Annotated in this window: 15 protein-coding genes; 12 read left to right on the top strand and 3 right to left on the bottom strand. The window is 38.3% G+C overall.

Annotated elements, in window-relative coordinates; all coding sequences use genetic code 11:
• Window positions 1-84 precede the first annotated feature (84 nt).
• From G521_RS0102055 to G521_RS0102035, 5 genes are all read left to right on the top strand, one after another.
• Window positions 85-576 (top strand): RNA polymerase sigma factor, encoded by a 492-nt coding sequence (locus G521_RS0102055; RefSeq protein WP_026897032.1) that lies wholly within the window; start codon window positions 85-87, stop codon window positions 574-576.
• Between the two features lie 2 nt (window positions 577-578).
• Window positions 579-1,172, top strand: coding sequence for a hypothetical protein (locus G521_RS0102050; protein ID WP_026897031.1), 594 nt, complete (start codon window positions 579-581; stop codon window positions 1,170-1,172).
• A 106-nt stretch (window positions 1,173-1,278) separates the two neighbouring features.
• Window positions 1,279-1,587, top strand: a complete 309-nt coding sequence (locus G521_RS0102045; RefSeq protein WP_026897030.1) for a putative quinol monooxygenase — start codon at window positions 1,279-1,281, stop codon at window positions 1,585-1,587.
• A gap of 27 nt (window positions 1,588-1,614) precedes the next feature.
• Window positions 1,615-2,913 (top strand): hypothetical protein, encoded by a 1,299-nt coding sequence (locus G521_RS0102040; protein ID WP_026897029.1) that lies wholly within the window; start codon window positions 1,615-1,617, stop codon window positions 2,911-2,913.
• 92 nt (window positions 2,914-3,005) lie between these two features.
• Window positions 3,006-3,584 carry a dihydrofolate reductase family protein gene (locus G521_RS0102035; RefSeq protein ID WP_026897028.1) on the top strand — a complete coding sequence of 193 codons (579 nt, stop codon included), beginning with the start codon at window positions 3,006-3,008 and terminating at the stop codon, window positions 3,582-3,584.
• A 204-nt stretch (window positions 3,585-3,788) separates the two neighbouring features.
• Here G521_RS0102035 and uvrC read toward each other — a convergent pair whose 3' ends face one another.
• From uvrC to porW, 3 genes are all read right to left on the bottom strand, one after another.
• Window positions 3,789-5,612 (bottom strand): excinuclease ABC subunit UvrC, encoded by a 1,824-nt coding sequence (gene uvrC / locus G521_RS0102030; RefSeq protein ID WP_026897027.1) that lies wholly within the window; start codon window positions 5,610-5,612, stop codon window positions 3,789-3,791.
• Between the two features lie 83 nt (window positions 5,613-5,695).
• Window positions 5,696-7,906, bottom strand: a complete 2,211-nt coding sequence (locus G521_RS0102025; protein WP_026897026.1) for a penicillin-binding protein 1A — start codon at window positions 7,904-7,906, stop codon at window positions 5,696-5,698.
• A gap of 18 nt (window positions 7,907-7,924) precedes the next feature.
• The gene (porW, locus tag G521_RS0102020) at window positions 7,925-10,657 is read right to left on the bottom strand and encodes a type IX secretion system periplasmic lipoprotein PorW/SprE (protein WP_155975637.1); all 2,733 of its coding nucleotides are present in this window, start codon (window positions 10,655-10,657) and stop codon (window positions 7,925-7,927) included.
• 302 nt (window positions 10,658-10,959) lie between these two features.
• On the opposite strand from porW, the gene G521_RS0102015 reads away from it, so the two are divergent.
• From G521_RS0102015 to atpG, 7 genes are all read left to right on the top strand, one after another.
• The gene (locus tag G521_RS0102015; protein ID WP_036678000.1) at window positions 10,960-11,199 is read left to right on the top strand and encodes an AtpZ/AtpI family protein; all 240 of its coding nucleotides are present in this window, start codon (window positions 10,960-10,962) and stop codon (window positions 11,197-11,199) included.
• Between the two features lie 401 nt (window positions 11,200-11,600).
• Window positions 11,601-12,755, top strand: a complete 1,155-nt coding sequence (gene atpB, locus G521_RS0102005; protein ID WP_026897023.1) for a F0F1 ATP synthase subunit A — start codon at window positions 11,601-11,603, stop codon at window positions 12,753-12,755.
• 48 nt (window positions 12,756-12,803) lie between these two features.
• A complete protein-coding gene (gene atpE, locus G521_RS0102000) occupies window positions 12,804-13,013 on the top strand; it encodes an ATP synthase F0 subunit C (RefSeq protein ID WP_026897022.1) in 210 nt (69 codons plus the stop codon).
• Between the two features lie 76 nt (window positions 13,014-13,089).
• Complete coding sequence (locus G521_RS0101995; RefSeq protein ID WP_026897021.1) at window positions 13,090-13,602, top strand: F0F1 ATP synthase subunit B; 513 nt, start codon at window positions 13,090-13,092, stop codon at window positions 13,600-13,602.
• A gap of 68 nt (window positions 13,603-13,670) precedes the next feature.
• Window positions 13,671-14,216 carry an ATP synthase F1 subunit delta gene (gene atpH, locus G521_RS0101990; protein ID WP_026897020.1) on the top strand — a complete coding sequence of 182 codons (546 nt, stop codon included), beginning with the start codon at window positions 13,671-13,673 and terminating at the stop codon, window positions 14,214-14,216.
• A 54-nt stretch (window positions 14,217-14,270) separates the two neighbouring features.
• Complete coding sequence (atpA, locus tag G521_RS0101985) at window positions 14,271-15,845, top strand: F0F1 ATP synthase subunit alpha (RefSeq protein WP_026897019.1); 1,575 nt, start codon at window positions 14,271-14,273, stop codon at window positions 15,843-15,845.
• A gap of 87 nt (window positions 15,846-15,932) precedes the next feature.
• Window positions 15,933-16,814, top strand: coding sequence for an ATP synthase F1 subunit gamma (gene atpG, locus G521_RS0101980; protein ID WP_026897018.1), 882 nt, complete (start codon window positions 15,933-15,935; stop codon window positions 16,812-16,814).
• The last annotated feature ends 440 nt before the right edge of the window (window positions 16,815-17,254 follow it).

Genomic DNA, 17,254 nt, shown 5'->3' with positions numbered 1-17,254 from the left:
TCTCGGAAGCACTTTAAAAAATAAAGCTTCTCTATTGTGATTTTTTGACAACTTCATACACTAATAGCTCGAATTTAATTTTAGATGAATATAAAGCAGCGGTTTACCGAAGTGATTAAAGAGAACGAAGGCTTGATTTATAAAATTTCAAGCCTTTACACTGACAGCGATGAAGACAGAAATGATTTATTTCAGGAAGTGGTTTTCCAGCTTTGGAAGTCTTTTCCGTCTTTCAATCAACAATCAAACCTGAGCACCTGGATGTACAGAGTGGCTTTAAATACGGCTATATATCATTTAAAGCAAAGCAAAAAACGAGTAAACACAATTTCAATTGACCTGGCCCCGGATCGGTTTAAGGAAGATGCGGATTTTGAGGAAGAGGAACGGATTCGCTTATTGTATGAACATATCCAGATGTTGAATTTGTTGGAAAAGGGAATCGTAATTCTTTACCTCGAAGGGAAAAGTCACGAAGATATTGCAGCAATTGTGGGTATTTCCATCAGCAATGTGGGTACACGAATTTCCCGGATTAAAGAAAAGCTAAAATCACAAATTATAAAAAAAAGATAATTATGGAACTTGAACAAATGAAATCAGGCTGGGCAGAATTAACCAATAGAGTGGAAAAGCAGGAACTACTCAGCAATCAAATGATCGAACGGATAAGCAAGCAGAAATATCATTCTAAGTTAAATAAGATTGGCTTTTCGGAATATACGGGAACCATTGTCTGCTATATTGCCGCGGCATACATCAGCGTTAATCTTTTAAAAATAGATCAAACGCTAATGCAGGTATTTGGTCTGGTATCTATTGCTCTGCTTTTAATTCTGCCAATTATTTCTCTTCAATCGCTTCGGGCAGTTAAAGGAATTAATATTTCTTCTAAGACCTACCTGGAAACAATTAAAAGTTTTGCCGCTCAAAAAATAAGATTTCAGAAACTTCAGAAACTGAATGTGGCTTTAGGAATGTTACTCATGCTGATCATTATTCCTGTGTTCTCCGCAATTCAAGGGAAAAATCTCAGCCAGATACCAAACTTCTGGACAATCATTTTCCCTGTATCTGTTTTATTCTTTTTAGGATTTGCCTTTTGGGTGTTAAAATATTATAACAAAGTGTTAAGTGAAGCCGAGCAAATGCTTTCTGATATCAATAATTAGATTGTGGGATTGAATTATATTGAGGGAACTTGCATATTTACATACGCATACCATCCGGAAGAAATTATCGAAATCCGGAAATCATAATATTGAAACTTAACCAGCAATGAAACCATACCTTTTACACGGAAAATTACAAGCCCAGACAGGTCATGCTTTAGAACTTACTTCTATTTTAATTGAAGCATCTGCACTTCTCTTAGTTGCTAAAGGCTGCAAAATGTATGTAGTCAGCAAAGATTCAAATAAACCCGACGCAGTTTTTATAACTGAGATATGGGACAGCAAAGAAGATCACGATAATTCACTGAAGGTGGAGGGCGTTAGGGAGTTAATCATGAAAGCCATGCCAATTCTGAACGGACCGCCCTCCAAAGGACAGGAACTGGAGGTGATGGGAGGCCTGGGAATTTAACAGACAATGAACCATTACAAAATAAGCATGCTTAGAAAACACGTGTTACTGATCATTTTTATTCCCCTGTTATCCTACGGACAAAATTCAAAGCAGAAATCAGGTATCACCCCGTTTAACCAAATAGCGGAAAATTATGTGCGTTTGGGATTAGCCATCGGACAATATGATTCTGATTTTGTAGATGCGTATTACGGTCCTGATTCGCTAAAGCCTGTCGGCGTTAAGGAAGCCATTTTTCCGAAAGACAGGTTATTAAATACTACAAATATATTGCTGGAACAGCTTCGCCCGTATATAAAAGATAAATCTTTGGGCAAGCGGGCAATATGGATACGCGGCCAGCTAACAGCATTCAGTCGCCGCATCAAAATGTTTGCAGGTGAACCGGCGTCTTTTGAACTACAGGCTAAGGAACTGTTCGGCGTAGAACTCCCTAATTTAGGTGAAGACCATTTTCGTATTCTGCTAAATCAAATGGATCAATTATTACCCGGCAGGGGAGATGTAAATGCCCGGTTTCAAACATTGGCTAATCGCTTTGTTATCCCCAGGGAAAAATTAGATACTGTAATTAAAACCTGTATTGCAGAAAGCGCAAAACGTACCCGGAAACAGGTCGAACTTCCTCACTCGGAGGAATTTCGCCTTGAATATGTTAATGGAAAGCCCTGGAGTGGCTATAACTGGTATCAGGGAAATTATAAGAGCCTGATCCAGTTTAATTCTGATATAACTGCATTAATAGACCGGGTAATTGATATTGCCAGTCATGAGGGGTATCCCGGTCACCATGTTTACAATACCTTGTTCGAAAAGAATCTTTACCACAATAAGGGCTGGATTGAGATTTCGCTTTATCCTTTATTCAGCCCTCAATCGCTTATTGCAGAAGGAAGCGGTAACTACGGACTTGAAGTTGCCTTTCCGGGCGAAGAAAAGATAAATTTTACTAAGTCGGTAGTATTGCCCTTAGCAGGTTTAGATACTACAGGGATAGGCGCTTACTATCAGGCTCTTGCTATTAAAGGCAAGCTTCAGCATGTTCGCACCGAAGTAACCCGCAGAGTTATAAATGGTACCATGAATGATGATGAGGCTATTCGCTGGCTGATGAATTATGGCTTATTTAATAAGGAGGATGCAGTTCGTTCACTTTCGTTTAGCAGGAAGTACCAGAGTTATGTAATCAATTATACGTATGGGTATGATCTGGTAAAGAATTATATTGAACGGAATGGCGGTACAAGTAATAATCCTTCAAAAAGGTGGGAGTTGTTTAAATGGCTTTTATCTAATGAAGTAACACCTGCTGACATGCAATAATAAAAATTAGAAAGCAGCCAACTAATTACTTAAATGTTTTTTTGCTAATTAAATTTTACAGGAAATTGGTATTGTAAAAACCTTAGAGAGCCATGAGAAAATTAAAACTTCAGGTGCAAATGACTGTGGACGGATATATTGCCGGACCTAATGGGGAGATGGACTGGATGATATGGGATTGGGATGAAGAATTAAAACAATATGTAGCCGATCTCACTGAACCGGTAGATTGCATTGTTTTGGGAAGAAAACTTGCTGAAGGTTTTATACCTCATTGGGCGGCTGTAGCTTCCAATCCGGAAGATGCGGAATTTACAGCCGGACAGAAATTTACGAATACGCCCAAAGTAGTATTTACCAAAACAATGGACAAGTCTGAATGGGAGAATACGGTTTTAGCGAAGGGCGATCTTGTTGAAGAAATCAACAAACTAAAACAGCAGGATGGTAAAGATATAATTGCCTATGGAGGTTCCGCTTTTGTATCTTCTCTGATAAAACACAGGCTAATCGATGAGTTTCACTTATTTATTAATCCGGTGGCAATTGCTGAAGGCATGACGATTTTTACTGATCTTGACAGCAAAGAAAATCTGACTTTGGTAAAATCTACTTCATTTGACTGCGGGATAGTTGTTTTAACTTATGAACCGGTACGCAGTGAAACCTGAATTCTCTGAGTAAGCATTTAATTATTGGAATACTTATACGATTAGATTGCAGGTCGAGCCCGCAATGACTGTCAACTAAACTTTTTATTCTTTAGGAATATAAGATAGGAGTGAAGGAAATCAAGAACGAGATTACGGATCGAGCCCGTAATGATTCCTTCTTTTCTAGTGTCATCCCCGGCTCGACCCGCAATCTAAATTAACTCACTGAATTTTAGGTGTTTCAACTGCTTCCTTAAAATAATCAAGAATAGCCTTTACCTGCTTAAGATTTAAAACTTCCATTAATTGTTCCTCACTTGCTTCCCGGATTTTCTTCACTGATTTAAAATGACGCAATAATTTATCTGCTGACGTGCGGCCGACACCTGAAATGTTTTCCAGTTCGGTAGAGAGCGTTGATTTATCCCGCTTTAGACGGTGAAAAGTAATTCCAAAACGATGCGCCTCATCACGCAATTGCTGGATAATCTTTAAGGATTCTGATTTTTTATCCAGATACAGTGGATATGGATCATTGGGATAATAGATTTCCTCTAATCGTTTGGCAATGCCGATAACGGTAACCTGAGTTTCAATTCCCAGGAGTTTAAGGCTTTTTACGGCCGAAGAAAGCTGACCTTTTCCGCCATCAATTACAATTAGTTGCGGTAAAGTTCCCTCTTCATCCATCATTCTTTTGTATCGACGGTAAACCGCCTCTTCCATAGTGGCAAAATCATTCGGACCTTCTACAGTTTTAACATTAAAATGCCGGTAGTCTTTTTTTGATGGCCGGGCATCTTTAAACACAACAATTGCCGATACCGGGAATTTGCCCTGAAAATTGGAGTTATCAAAACATTCGATATGGCGGGGAAGCTGATTTAACCTCAGATCTTTCATCATCTGGGTTAAGAGCCTGTCTGTTCTGAGTTCAGGATTCAGCTTTTCGTATTGTTCTAATTTTTCGCGTTTAAAGAACGCAACATTTTTTAGCGAGAGATCAAGCAGCTTTTTCTTTTCACCCAGTTTAGGTACTGTAAATCTGATTCCGGGATCGTCCAGTTCAATTTCAAAAGGGACAATAATTTCTTTAGAATGGCTGTTAAATCGTGCTCTGAATTCAGAAATGGCGAGGGTGAGCAATTCTTCATCCGTTTCGTCGAGGCGCTTTTTAATTTCGAGCGTTTGTGTCTGAATAATGGTCCCGTTCATTACTTTTAAGAAATTTATAAAAGCATGTTTTTCATCGGTGGCTATTCCAAAAACGTCCACATCAGAAATTGAAGAATTTACAATGGTTGATTTGCTCTGATAATTTTCTAAGAGATCATACTTCCGCTTTAAGCGATGAGCCAGTTCGTAATTCATTTCGGCAATAGACTGATCCAGTTCATTTTTGAGCCTTCTGATAATAAAACCGGTTTTTCCGCTCAGAATATCTTTTATTTCTTCGATACCCTGATTATAATCTGGTTCTGACTGGAAAGCCTGACATGGGCCTTTGCAGTTGCCAATTTGATATTCGAGGCAAACCCGGTATTTGCCTGAAGCAATATTTTCTGGCGTAAGCGGCAAATTGCAGGTTCGTAACGGATAAATTTCTTTTACAAGTCCAAGAATAGTATGCATCATGCTAATGGATGCATACGGGCCGAAATATGTGGATCCGTCTTTAATAATTTTCCGGGTCCAGAAAATTCGGGGAAAGCGTTCGTTTTTGATGACAATCCATGGGTAGGTTTTATCATCTTTCAGCATTACGTTGTACTTTGGCTGATGCTTTTTAATGAGGCTGTTTTCAAGCAGCCATGCATCTATTTCGGTATCAACAATTGTGAATGTAACATTATTAATCTTACTGACCAGTACTCTTGTTTTGGCATTTACCCGGTAAGAATCTTTATTAAAGTACGAACCAACCCTGTTTTTTAAATTCTTGGCTTTGCCGATATAGATCAGTTCGCCATTAATATCCCAAAATTGGTACACACCCGGTTTGGGTGGTACTTTTTGCAAGGCCAGGCGGTGATCAAATTCTTTCATGATTAGATATAAGATGGAGATAAGAGATTTTGAGATAAAGTTATTGTCTCAATATCTCAAGTCTAATATCTTGTATCTGTTTTTTAAAATCCTAATTTTTCATCGAGTTCCGTTTCTCCCGATTCTTGTTTGCTATAAGCCCCGCAATCTAAAGTGATGGTTGTGCCGCCCTTGGGAGCTTCAAAATCGCCTTTTGAATAATTTAACGTTTTATCGGCATACACACTTTTCATATATAAGGCAAAAATTGGCAATGCCGAATTTGCACCTTCACCCTGGTCGGTTGAAGCAAAGTGGATGGCCCGGTCTTCGGCCCCGGTCCAAACTCCGGTAACCAGCTGCGGGGTGATACCCATAAACCAGCCATCAGAATTGTTCTGTGTAGTTCCGGTTTTTCCTCCGATAGGATTATTTAAATTGTACCGTCCTCTTAGCCTTCTGCCTGTGCCCTCGGTAACAACTGCCTTTAACATATTCGTCATTACGTATGCGGTTTGCGGATTTAATGCCACCTTAATTCTGGGCTTGCGTTCGTAAATCACATTTCCGTTTTTGTCTTCTATCCTTAATAAATAAAGCGGTTCGGTCCATACTCCCAAATTAACAAATGTTGAATATGCACCTGTCATATCATAAACAGAAGCATCAAAAGTTCCCAAACAAATAGAAGGGACGACTGGAATTTTACTGGTTATTCCCATGTTTTTAATCAAGGTTGCAACTGCCGTTTCTCCCACCTGCTTCATCATATACGCTGTAATATAATTTTGGGAATGTGCCAGAGCTGTTTTCAAAGTTAAATATCCCGGAAGTGGTTTGTAAGCACGTGGTGTCCAGCCTTCAATGGTTACCGGCTCGTTGGCCACCGAATAGCAGGGAGAATAACCGCCGCTGCCTATTGCAACTGCATAGGTAAAAGGTTTGGCGGTAGAACCCACCTGGCGTGTACCTGATTTTACCTGATCATATTTAAAATGCTCAAAATTGGTTCCTCCAACCCATGCTCTTACATAACCTGTTTGAGGTTCCATAGACATTAATGCGTTTCGCAGCATTAATTTATAATATCTGATAGAATCAATTGGGCGCATCAGGGTATCAATGTCGCCTTTCCAGCTAAAGATTGACATCTTAACAGGTTTGTTAAAATCCTCTTTAATTTCATCCGCTGATTTCCCTTCGGCTTTTAACTGCTGATAGCGCTCAGAGCGTTTCATTCCCTGGTCAATTAATTGCTGGTAATCTTTAAACGGATTTTTTCCTCTGAACTGAGCATTGAATTGTCTTTGCAGATCTTTTAAATAATCTCTCTGGGCCCGCTCGGCATAGGTTTGCATTCGCGAATTAATGGTCGTGTAGATCTTTAAACCGTCACGGTCCAGATCATAGGGAGTACCGTCTGCCTTGGTGATTGAATTTTCTTCGAAAGTTTTTTGAATGTCTTTTTTCAGCACCGCTCTGAAATAAGGTGCAGACCCTTCATTATGATCTGAAGGATTAAATTTAAGTCCCATCGGAAGATCCTTTAATCTCTGAACTTCTTCATCGCTTAAATAATTCTCCTTATTCATGTTGTTCAGAACCGTATTCCTTCTGATCAAAGCCCTTTCCGGATTTCTTAAGGGATTATAGAAAGAGGGGCCTTTTAGCATTCCTACCAAAATAGCCGCCTGCTGAGGAGCAAGCTTGTCTGGTGTGGTGTCAAAATACGTGCGTGCCGCTGATTTTATTCCGAATGTATTGTAAGAGCCAAAATCCACGGTGTTTAAGTACATGGTAATGATCTCTTCTTTGGTATAATTTCTTTCGAGCTTTACCGCAATGATCCATTCCTGGAGTTTTTGAATAAAACGCTTTACCGGATTTTTAGCCCTTTCTGAAAATAAATTCAAAGCAAGCTGCTGTGTAATTGTACTTGCCCCTTGTTTTCGTCCCGATAGGTTGTAAAAAATAATGGTGAACGTACGCTTAAAGTCAATGCCGGAGTGATTGTAAAAGCGGATATCTTCCGTAGCAACCAAAGCGTTAATTACGTTCGGAGAAATTTGGTCGTAACGTACATTCGAGCGGTTTTGAACATAATATGTCCCTAAAACTACATTATCATCAGAAATTACTTCTGATGCGAGATTACTTTTTGGATTTTCCAGATCGCGGAAGGAGGGCAGCTGGCCAAATAAACCTAACCCGATGCTGAAGATTAAAATAGCCCCAAACGCAATAAGGCCAATGACCCATTTCCAGAAACTAATTGTATATCGGCTGATGTCTTGTTGAGATAACTTGTTATTCATATTGATAATTGGCTCCTGCTAAAAATTCTTCTGATAAAAATCAATGTACTGATTGACCATTTCGCGATCGTTCAGTTTATCGAGATTTTGTTTACTTATAAAAAAGGTATTGTATTTGTCAGCCGGTATTTTCATGATGTTTTTTATTAATGGATTAATATTCCGGTAATAATCCACAACATCGCTCTTACTAAAAAATACGCCTACAAATATCAGTTGATTTTGGTTATTTACCGCTTTTAACTGATGTTTTATTGCACCGCCTGCAAAATTAGTTCGGTTAAACTGACCTATGCCAAATCTGGAAGAGCTTAAATTTAAGGAGGGATCTAAAACATTCACTACAAAATAATACTCAGCCGAATCTACAAGGGCTAAAAATGAACTTCCTAAAGGCTTTGGAATATTTGCAATTTCCGGATTGGTTTGAACAATTTCTTCTTTTTCCCCGGTAGTTTTAACGGGATCATTCTGTTTATCGGAATTTTTAACAATTACTTGCTGCTGAACGGGCTGTGTACGGGGTTCTTCAACAAAACGGGGCTCATTGGGATCTTCGTCCAGCAGAGCAAATAGTCTCCGGCCCATCATTTCGCGGTTATTTTCCAGATAAACCAAGTGCTGCTGAACCAGTGGCACAATTAATTTATCCTCCGGGAAATCTCTTGTGATTTGTCGGAAGGCTGTGTCCAAAGCCGGTAATTTTTGAGTATGCCCGATAGCTAAGGCATTTAAATAGGCCAGTTGCGGAGATAAACTATTCTGTCCGAAATTTTTCTCGGCTTCAGTGATGCTGTTTAAAACTTCTGTATATTTTTTAGATTCGTATAAATTATATATTTCATTGTAGGATTTATTTAAAGCCACATCCATTACATCGGTTTGCTGATTAAAAGAAGGATCCAGTATGATCTTAGCAAACGGCGTCTGAGGGTATTGAGTTAGCAATATATTTTTATATTGTTGGGATTTTTCCGGATTGATATCCGCATATAAGCGATACAAATTATAATAGACGGGCAACTTAAAAGAACTTTCCGGAAACCGCCCGATCAGTATCTCATAATTCCGGATTGCTTTCGGCGAGTCACCTAAAACTTCACGGTAATAATTGGCAATATCATAATAAGCTGATTCAATTTTCTGATCAGATGCTGCTTTCTGATCTGCAGTAAGCGGAATATTATCCGCAAAGCGACTCTCTAAATTCTGAGGTGTTATGGCAACCTGGTCCGGATTTTCAGGAATCATAATTCCCGGGAAATCTGGTTCTGCTGAAGTAGCATTGGCAATGTCTGCCGATGAACGGAGACTCCGTCTCCAATTATCCTCCAGCTTTCTGTTTCCCCATCTTCTTTTGAAATCTGACAAGCCCTGACTTAATGCGGTAGTGTTGTTAAAGTAGAATTTTCCGTCGCGTTTATTTTCAAAGGGCTGAGTGTTGCTGTAGAAAATATTGTTCTGAATAGTGCCATCGGACGATATGGATTTTTGCGCCTGTTGCCGGGCTAAAATACCTATCCTTGTTTTACGCTCAGCTTCCGGCAAACTGGCAAGCATTTGTAGTGTATCCTGCTCGGAAATTGTTGTTAATCGACTGGCAAGCAGAGATAGATTACTAGACTTTTTACGAATCAACTCATAATTCGCAGATTGCGGAGAAAGGTTGGTCAGAGTGCTGTCGTAATAAGTTTTGGCCTTTATAAAATCAGATTGATTTAAATACAGATCCGCAAGCTTTAAATAGGAAAGACCTTTCTGATTCTGGTTTCTGGAATTTTGCCTGAGTGAATTATTATAATTTTCGATAGCATTTTCTAAATCATTCTCTGCTGCGTAACTATTTCCTATTTCGTAATATATCTGATCCAGAAAGTCACGGTTTTTATCATCTTTTAGCAGGGAGTTAAGTTGTTCCGCCCGATCAATTTTTTTACCGCTTTTTTCATCTTCAATCGTAATCCTGTTAAGAAGTGCATTAAAAGCCATATTAAAAGGAGCATTGCTTTTAATAATTCTTAAATAATTGGATGCAGCTGCTTCTGTTTTACCTGTATGATTCTGTAATTGGGCAAGTAAAAAAGTCCATCTGATTTTATTTTCTTTGCTTTTACTCAGGCTGATTGCTTTTTGAAGAAAGGGAATTGCTTCATCATACTGTCGCGAATAGATGAAAAGCTGCGACCGTAAAGCGTTAATATCAGCTACTGATTTCTTTTCAGAACTAATATATTTAAAAGCAGAATCGATTGTTGATTCAGCTTCTTCGTATCGGTTAGAGCTAATTAATGATCGTGCTTTGTACACTAACGCAGCCTGTCTTAATTCTTTTTCTTTGGGGAAAGATTGATATACATAGGTGAAATACTCAGCCGAATTGTAAAAATTTGCCTTAAAATGATTGGCTCTGGCAATTAAGAAATAAGCATCATCAACAAATTTACTTTGGAATTTTTCATTTACAATGGTGTTAGACTTAAGTATTGCGTCATCCAGTTTTTTTAGTTCAGGCTGTGCAAGGCTTTCATCCGGATCTTTAAAAACCGGGATAAAATTCTCGAAATTATCCTGATATGTTAAATTGATATTTCTTTCACTCTCATTAACAAGCTCCTTTGCATTATACAGAATGTTGTAGCGGGCAGTTAAGTTTTGCATCCCCCGATTGGCAATTGTATTTTTTTGTGACCCGCATCCGCAAATCCAAAAACAAGCAATAACTACAAACGTGTATTTAAAGGTGATTTTCAATTGATTGTATTTAATTACAATAACCTTGTACCGGCCATTTTATTTTTACCGGAGAAGGCAGAACTATAATTGTAAATATAGTATTTCAATTCAGTTTTGCTTAAGCCGGATAACAGGTTGACTGCTTAATGCCTTGATGGGATAATTTTTTGCCGAAGATCATTTTCTGGCAATGCTGCAAAATTATCGAAATAAACCGGTACTAATAGCACTTGAGATTATATCGGGAGTTTTCCCGGCAAACCTTCTCCATAATTTAGTCGTGAAATTTAATAGTTTTGTGCCTTAATTAACCAGCAATTATGATTCCCGAAAAGCCAACTAACGAAGAAGATTTGAAAGATGAGAAGAAGGCTTTATCCGGTTATGCAAAATATACCGGAGTAGCCTTCCAGATGATGGCAATCATTGGGGTGTGTGCCTTCATTGGATATAAACTGGATGAATACTACCAGAATGAAACGCAATGGATAACCGCTTTGGCCGGAGTTTTGGGAGTAATTGTATCTATTTATCAAACCATCAGACAGTTAAAATCTTGAGCCTGAAACGATTTTTTATTCTTTACGCAGGATTTTTGGCGGTATTGGCGGCATTCCCATATTTTGGTTCTTATTACTTTGGGGATAAAAATCTTTTGATTCCTTTTTTTTGGGATCTTTATCTGGTTTTTGGTCTGCTTACACTTATACTTTATTTAATAGCCTATTGGAGAATGCAAATAAGTGACAAAGCCTCGGGGCAGGCTTTGTTGGGAACTGTAACAATAAAGTTGCTTGTTTGCATGGTAATGGCCTTTGTTTATTTAAATAATATCAACGTTGACCCCACTAAATTTTTACTGAATTATTTTTATCTGTATTTCTTTCATACGGTATTTGAAATCTATTGTTTGTTGTGTAACTTGCGCAACCAAAAATTAAAGTAAATATCCCTTAAATAAATGGATTTGAGCCATATTTTCAATTCAAAAAAAATAGTTAGCATCGCGTTTTCCGCTGTTTTTTTAGCCTGTACAATCTTTACTTCAGTTGCTCAAGAGCCTGTAAAGGTAGAAGAACCGCATGTTAGCCGTTCTGAAATGAACGCACCGCATGAAGAAAAAGAGGAAGATATTTCTGCCACCATTCTTCATCATATTGCAGATTCTCACGAATGGCATTTCTGGGGTGAAGGTGATCATTCGGTTTCAATTCCTTTGCCAGTAATTTTATGGTCTGATAACGGGCTTGTTACTTTTTTGTCAAATAAGCATGGTCATAACGATCACGGAACAGAGATTTTCGAAGAGGATGGGCAGAAGCTGATTAATTATCATGGTAAATTCTATTATCCCAATGCAGCTAAAAATGCAGAAGGAGCATATGTAGAGTTAGATGAAAACAGTGTTCCAACTAATGCCAAGCCGCTTGATATTTCCATTACCAAGAACGTGGTTTCATTGTTTATATCCATCATTGTTTTATTGGTCGTTTTCATCAGTATAGCTAAAGCTTACCGCAAACGTGAGGGAAAAGCTCCCAAAGGATTGCAGTCTGTTCTGGAACCAATAATTCTTTTTGTTCGTGATGATATTGCAAAGCCGCAATTAGGGTACAGATATGCTGCTTTTATGCCTTATTTATTAACCGTATTCTTTTTTGTATGGTTAAATAACCTGATGGGTTTAATTCCATTCTTCCCGGGAGGAGCAAATCTTACAGGTAATATTTCTGTAACCATGATGCTTGCATTGTGTACATTCGTACTAACTACGGTTAACGGTAACAAAAATTACTGGGGTCACGTATTTAAGCCGCATGTTCCATGGTGGCTATATCCGCTGATGATTCCTGTAGAGATCATTGGTTTATTTACAAAGCCTATCGCTTTAATGATTCGATTATTTGCAAATATTACAGCAGGTCACATTCTAATACTAAGTTTAATTTCATTGATTTTTATTTTAAAATCAGTCTTAGTAGCAGGTATTGCGGTTCCTTTTGTAATCTTTATCAGCGTAATTGAGTTGGTTGTAGGTTTTATTCAGGCGTTTATCTTCACTATCTTGTCGGCCTTATTTATAGGTATGGCGGTTGAAGAACACGCTGAACACTAATATGAATTTATTTTTTTTGTTTAATATATATTTAAAAATCAAGTAATGATAACTGGAAGTATTGCAGGTATTGGAGCCGGATTAGCTGCTATTGGAGCTGGTATCGGTATCGGACAAATTGGTGGTAAAGCTATGGAAGGTATGGCTCGCCAACCTGAGGCAGCATCTAAAATTCAAACAGCGATGTTAATCGCAGCGGCATTCGTTGAAGCGGTAGCTCTGTTTGGTGTAGTTGTAGCGTTCTTAGGTACAAAGTAATAAAAGAAAGGCTGTTGCGATTGGCAGCAGCCTTCTTTTTATTTAATGAATTGAAATAAACAAAAAATATAAAATAATGACATTACTGGCATTAAATCCTTTAGTAAGTCCCGATCCGGGATTGTTCATTTGGTCAACTGTTGCCTTTATTCTGCTGTTTTTCCTGTTAAGTAAATTTGCCTGGAAACCTATTGTGCAGGCTTTAGACGAACGCGAGCGCTCTATCGAAGATGCTCTGGTTAAGGCCGAAATGGCTAAAGAAGAAATGGCGAAACTGACCAGCGAAAACGAGCTCCTGTTAAAGCAGGCACGTATTGAGCGTGATGAGATATTAAAACAAGCCAAAGAATTAAAAGATCAGATTGTAAGTGACGCAAAAACTGCTGCACAAACTGAAGGTGCAAAAATGATTGAGAAAGCCAGAACGGAAATCGAAAATCAGAAAATTGCAGCTATGGCTGAAGTGAAAAATCAGGTTGCTACTTTATCTCTTCAAATTGCAGAGAAAGTATTACGCAGTCAGTTCGAAGATCAGAACAAACAAAATGAGCTGGTTACTGATCTGTTGAAAGAAGTTAAACTTAATTAGTATTGAGTATTGAGCATGGTTTTATGATGCATTGCAACCTAAAATTCATTGCCCATAACTAAAATAATATGTCTGAAATACAAGTTGCATCGCGTTACGCGAAATCGTTAATGGACCTGGCAGAGGAGCAAAATACTCTTGAGCCGATCAGGAACGATATTGTATCGTTTATAGAAACTCTTAGGCAAAACCCAACCTTACAGGCGGTATTGAAAAATCCAATTATCAGCCCAAGCAGAAAGCTGAATATTCTGGAAGAACTTTTCGCTTCCCGTTTTAATCCCGTTGTTTTGTCGTTTTTTAAGCTTCTGGTTAACAAACAGCGTTCGTCAATTTTATATTCTATTGCAAAAGCATTTGTAGATGAATATAATATCCGCAAAAACATTGTTAAAGCAACAGTTACAAGCGCTGCCCCTTTAAGCGAAGAAAATAAGAAGCAAATTGAGGAAGTAATAAAAGAAACTACTCATGGTGAGATTTTATTAACCACAAAAGTAGATCCCAACCTTATTGGCGGGTTTATATTAAACGTGGGAGATAAGCAATTTGATACCAGTCTTTCCAGCCAGCTTCGTAAGCTGAAAAAAGAATTTGAACAGAAAGCTGTTTAAGAATACAAAAGAAGAATAATAAAGATTTACATAAAATACTCATAAATAAAAACTATGGTAGAGGTTAGACCAGATGAAGTTTCGGCGATTTTAAGACAACAATTGGCGGGCTTTAAATCAGAAGCCGAACTCGAAGAGGTTGGTACCGTATTACAAGTGGGTGATGGTATTGCCCGTGTATACGGTTTGACAAAAGTTCAATCAGGTGAGCTGGTTGAGTTTGATAACGGATTACAGGGTATCGTACTAAACCTTGAAGAAGATAATGTGGGTGTGGTTTTATTAGGCGCCTTTGATGAGATTAAAGAAGGTGATACTGTAAAGCGTACCAGCAAAATCGCATCTATCAAAGTTGGTGATGGCATGCTTGGCCGTGTAGTTAACACGCTTGGTCAGCCAATGGATGGTAAAGGACCAATTTTGGGAGATACTTACGAAATGCCTTTGGAGCGTAAAGCACCGGGTGTAATTTATCGTCAGCCTGTAACTGAGCCTTTGCAAACCGGTATTAAAGCTATTGATGCAATGATTCCGATTGGCCGTGGTCAGCGTGAATTGGTAATTGGTGATCGTCAGACTGGTAAAACAGCAGTTTGTATTGATACTATTATCAACCAGAAGGAATTTTACGAAGCAGGTCAGCCTGTATTTTGTATATACGTAGCTATCGGACAGAAAAACTCTACCGTAGCACAGATTGTAAAAACATTGGAAGAAAAAGGAGCAATGCCTTATACGGTTATTGTTGCAGCTTCTGCAGCTGATCCGGCTCCAATGCAATTTTATGCTCCTTTTGCAGGCGCTGCAATTGGTGAGTTTTTCCGCGATACAGGAAGACCAGCTTTAATCATTTATGATGATTTATCTAAGCAGGCAGTTGCTTACCGCGAAGTATCTTTATTATTACGTCGTCCACCAGGCCGCGAAGCTTATCCTGGTGACGTTTTCTACCTTCACAGCCGTTTATTGGAACGTGCTGCAAAGATCAATTCGAACGACAGCATTGCACAGGCAATGAATGATTTGCCAGAATCTATTCGTCACATTGTTAAAGGTGGTGGTTCATTAACGGCACTGCCAATTATTGAAACCCAGGCTGGTGACGTTTCTGCATATATTCCTACAAACGTAATTTCTATTACGGATGGGCAGATATTTTTGGAGTCGAATTTATTTAACGCAGGTGTTCGTCCGGCAATTAACGTAGGTATCTCGGTATCACGTGTTGGGGGTAACGCACAAATTAAATCGATGAAGAAAGTGGCCGGAACTTTGAAACTGGATCAGGCTCAATACCGTGAATTAGAGGCTTTCTCTAAATTCGGTTCTGATCTGGATGCTGCTACCAAATCTGTTTTGGATAAAGGTGCCCGTAACGTAGAATTATTAAAGCAAGGTCAGTTCTCTCCGGAGTCTGTTGAAAGACAGGTGGCTATTCTTTACGCAGGAACAAAAAATTTAATGCGTAACGTACCTGTAAATAAGATCAAAGCTTTTGAAGCAGAATATCTTCAGCAGTTAGAAGTTCGTCACCCGGAAGTTTTAGCTGGATTAAAAGCTGGGAAACTGGATGATACCATCACTTCGGCTTTAGAAACAGTAGCTAAGGAATTGGCGGGAAAATATTAATTAAGATTTGAGAAAGCAGATCTGAGATTTGAGCTTAAGACTTTACCGGTCTAAAATCTCAGATCTCACATCTCACATCTAAGTAAAATGGCTAATTTAAAAGAAGTAAGAAATCGTATAGCATCTGTAAGTTCAACTCAGCAGATCACCAAAGCCATGAAAATGGTTTCGGCGGCCAAGTTGAAAAGAGCAACTAATGCAATTGTTCAGTTACGTCCTTACGCTAATAAAATGAAAGAAATTCTGGCAAACCTTTCTGCCAGTCTGGAAGAATCTAATTCCCCTTTCATACAGGAGCGTGAACCTGTGCGTGTATTGGTAATTGCGGTATCTTCTAACAGAGGTCTTGCCGGTGCTTTTAACATGAACGTGATAAAAACCACCAATAACCTGATTGCTGAAAAATATCCGGAGCAGTTTCGTAAAGGGAATGTTCAGATTGTAGCAATCGGTAAAAAGGTTCAGGATTTTTATGAAAAGCGTAATTATAAAGTAATTGGTAATAATAACGAGTTATACAATGCTTTAACTTTTCAGAACGCTTCTAAAATTACGGAAGATATTATGACTGGTTTTGCAAATGGTGATTATGACCGCGTAGAATTGGTTTATAATCAGTTTAAAAATGCAGCCGTTCAAATTCTTACCAGCGAACAATTATTACCGGTTCCACGTTCAGTTCAGTCTGTAGTGAGCAGAGTATCTGTTGATTATATCTTAGAACCTTCTCAGGAAGAAATAGTGGAACAGTTAATACCAAAATCTATCAAGACACAGGTTTATAAAGCCATACTTGATTCTCATGCCTCAGAGCACGGAGCACGTATGACAGCGATGGATAAGGCTACTGAAAATGCCGGAGATTTGTTGAAAGCATTAAAACTTTCATATAACCAGGCCCGTCAGGCAGCTATTACTACAGAGTTAACAGAGATCGTCAGCGGTGCAGCAGCGCTTTCAAATGCATAATCTCGGTCATCCGGATATCGAAAATCCCTTGCCAGTTTTGGCAAGGGATTTTTTGTTTGCTGGTTTTTTGGAAGGAATCTTAATCCACTAAATCTTTCTTCTGTTTATATTTTTAGCTGTGATCCAATTTAATCATGAACACATTATATAATTATTATTTCTATCTGCTGTTTAAGATTCACAAAAGAATATTTGGAATAAATTGGGCTAAAGCAAAGCAAATTCCTATTAAAAGAGTGTGTGATTCCCTGATATTAATACATATTGTATTGATATTCATTATCCATTATCACCAGATATCTGATTAGTATTTTTTTTGTAACCACAATTACAGCTATAGAAGTTTTTATATTGATATGCACTGTCCTATATTTTATTTTTAAACTCGGACAGAAGCTTAAAGGTGAAAAATATCTTATTGTTATAGAAAAACTGGACCG

Origin of the sequence: Daejeonella oryzae DSM 19973 (assembly GCF_000422945.1) — a bacterium.
GTDB classification, from domain to species: Bacteria; Bacteroidota; Bacteroidia; order Sphingobacteriales; family Sphingobacteriaceae; genus Daejeonella; species Daejeonella oryzae.
This window is presented reverse-complemented; position numbering and strand designations above follow the sequence as displayed.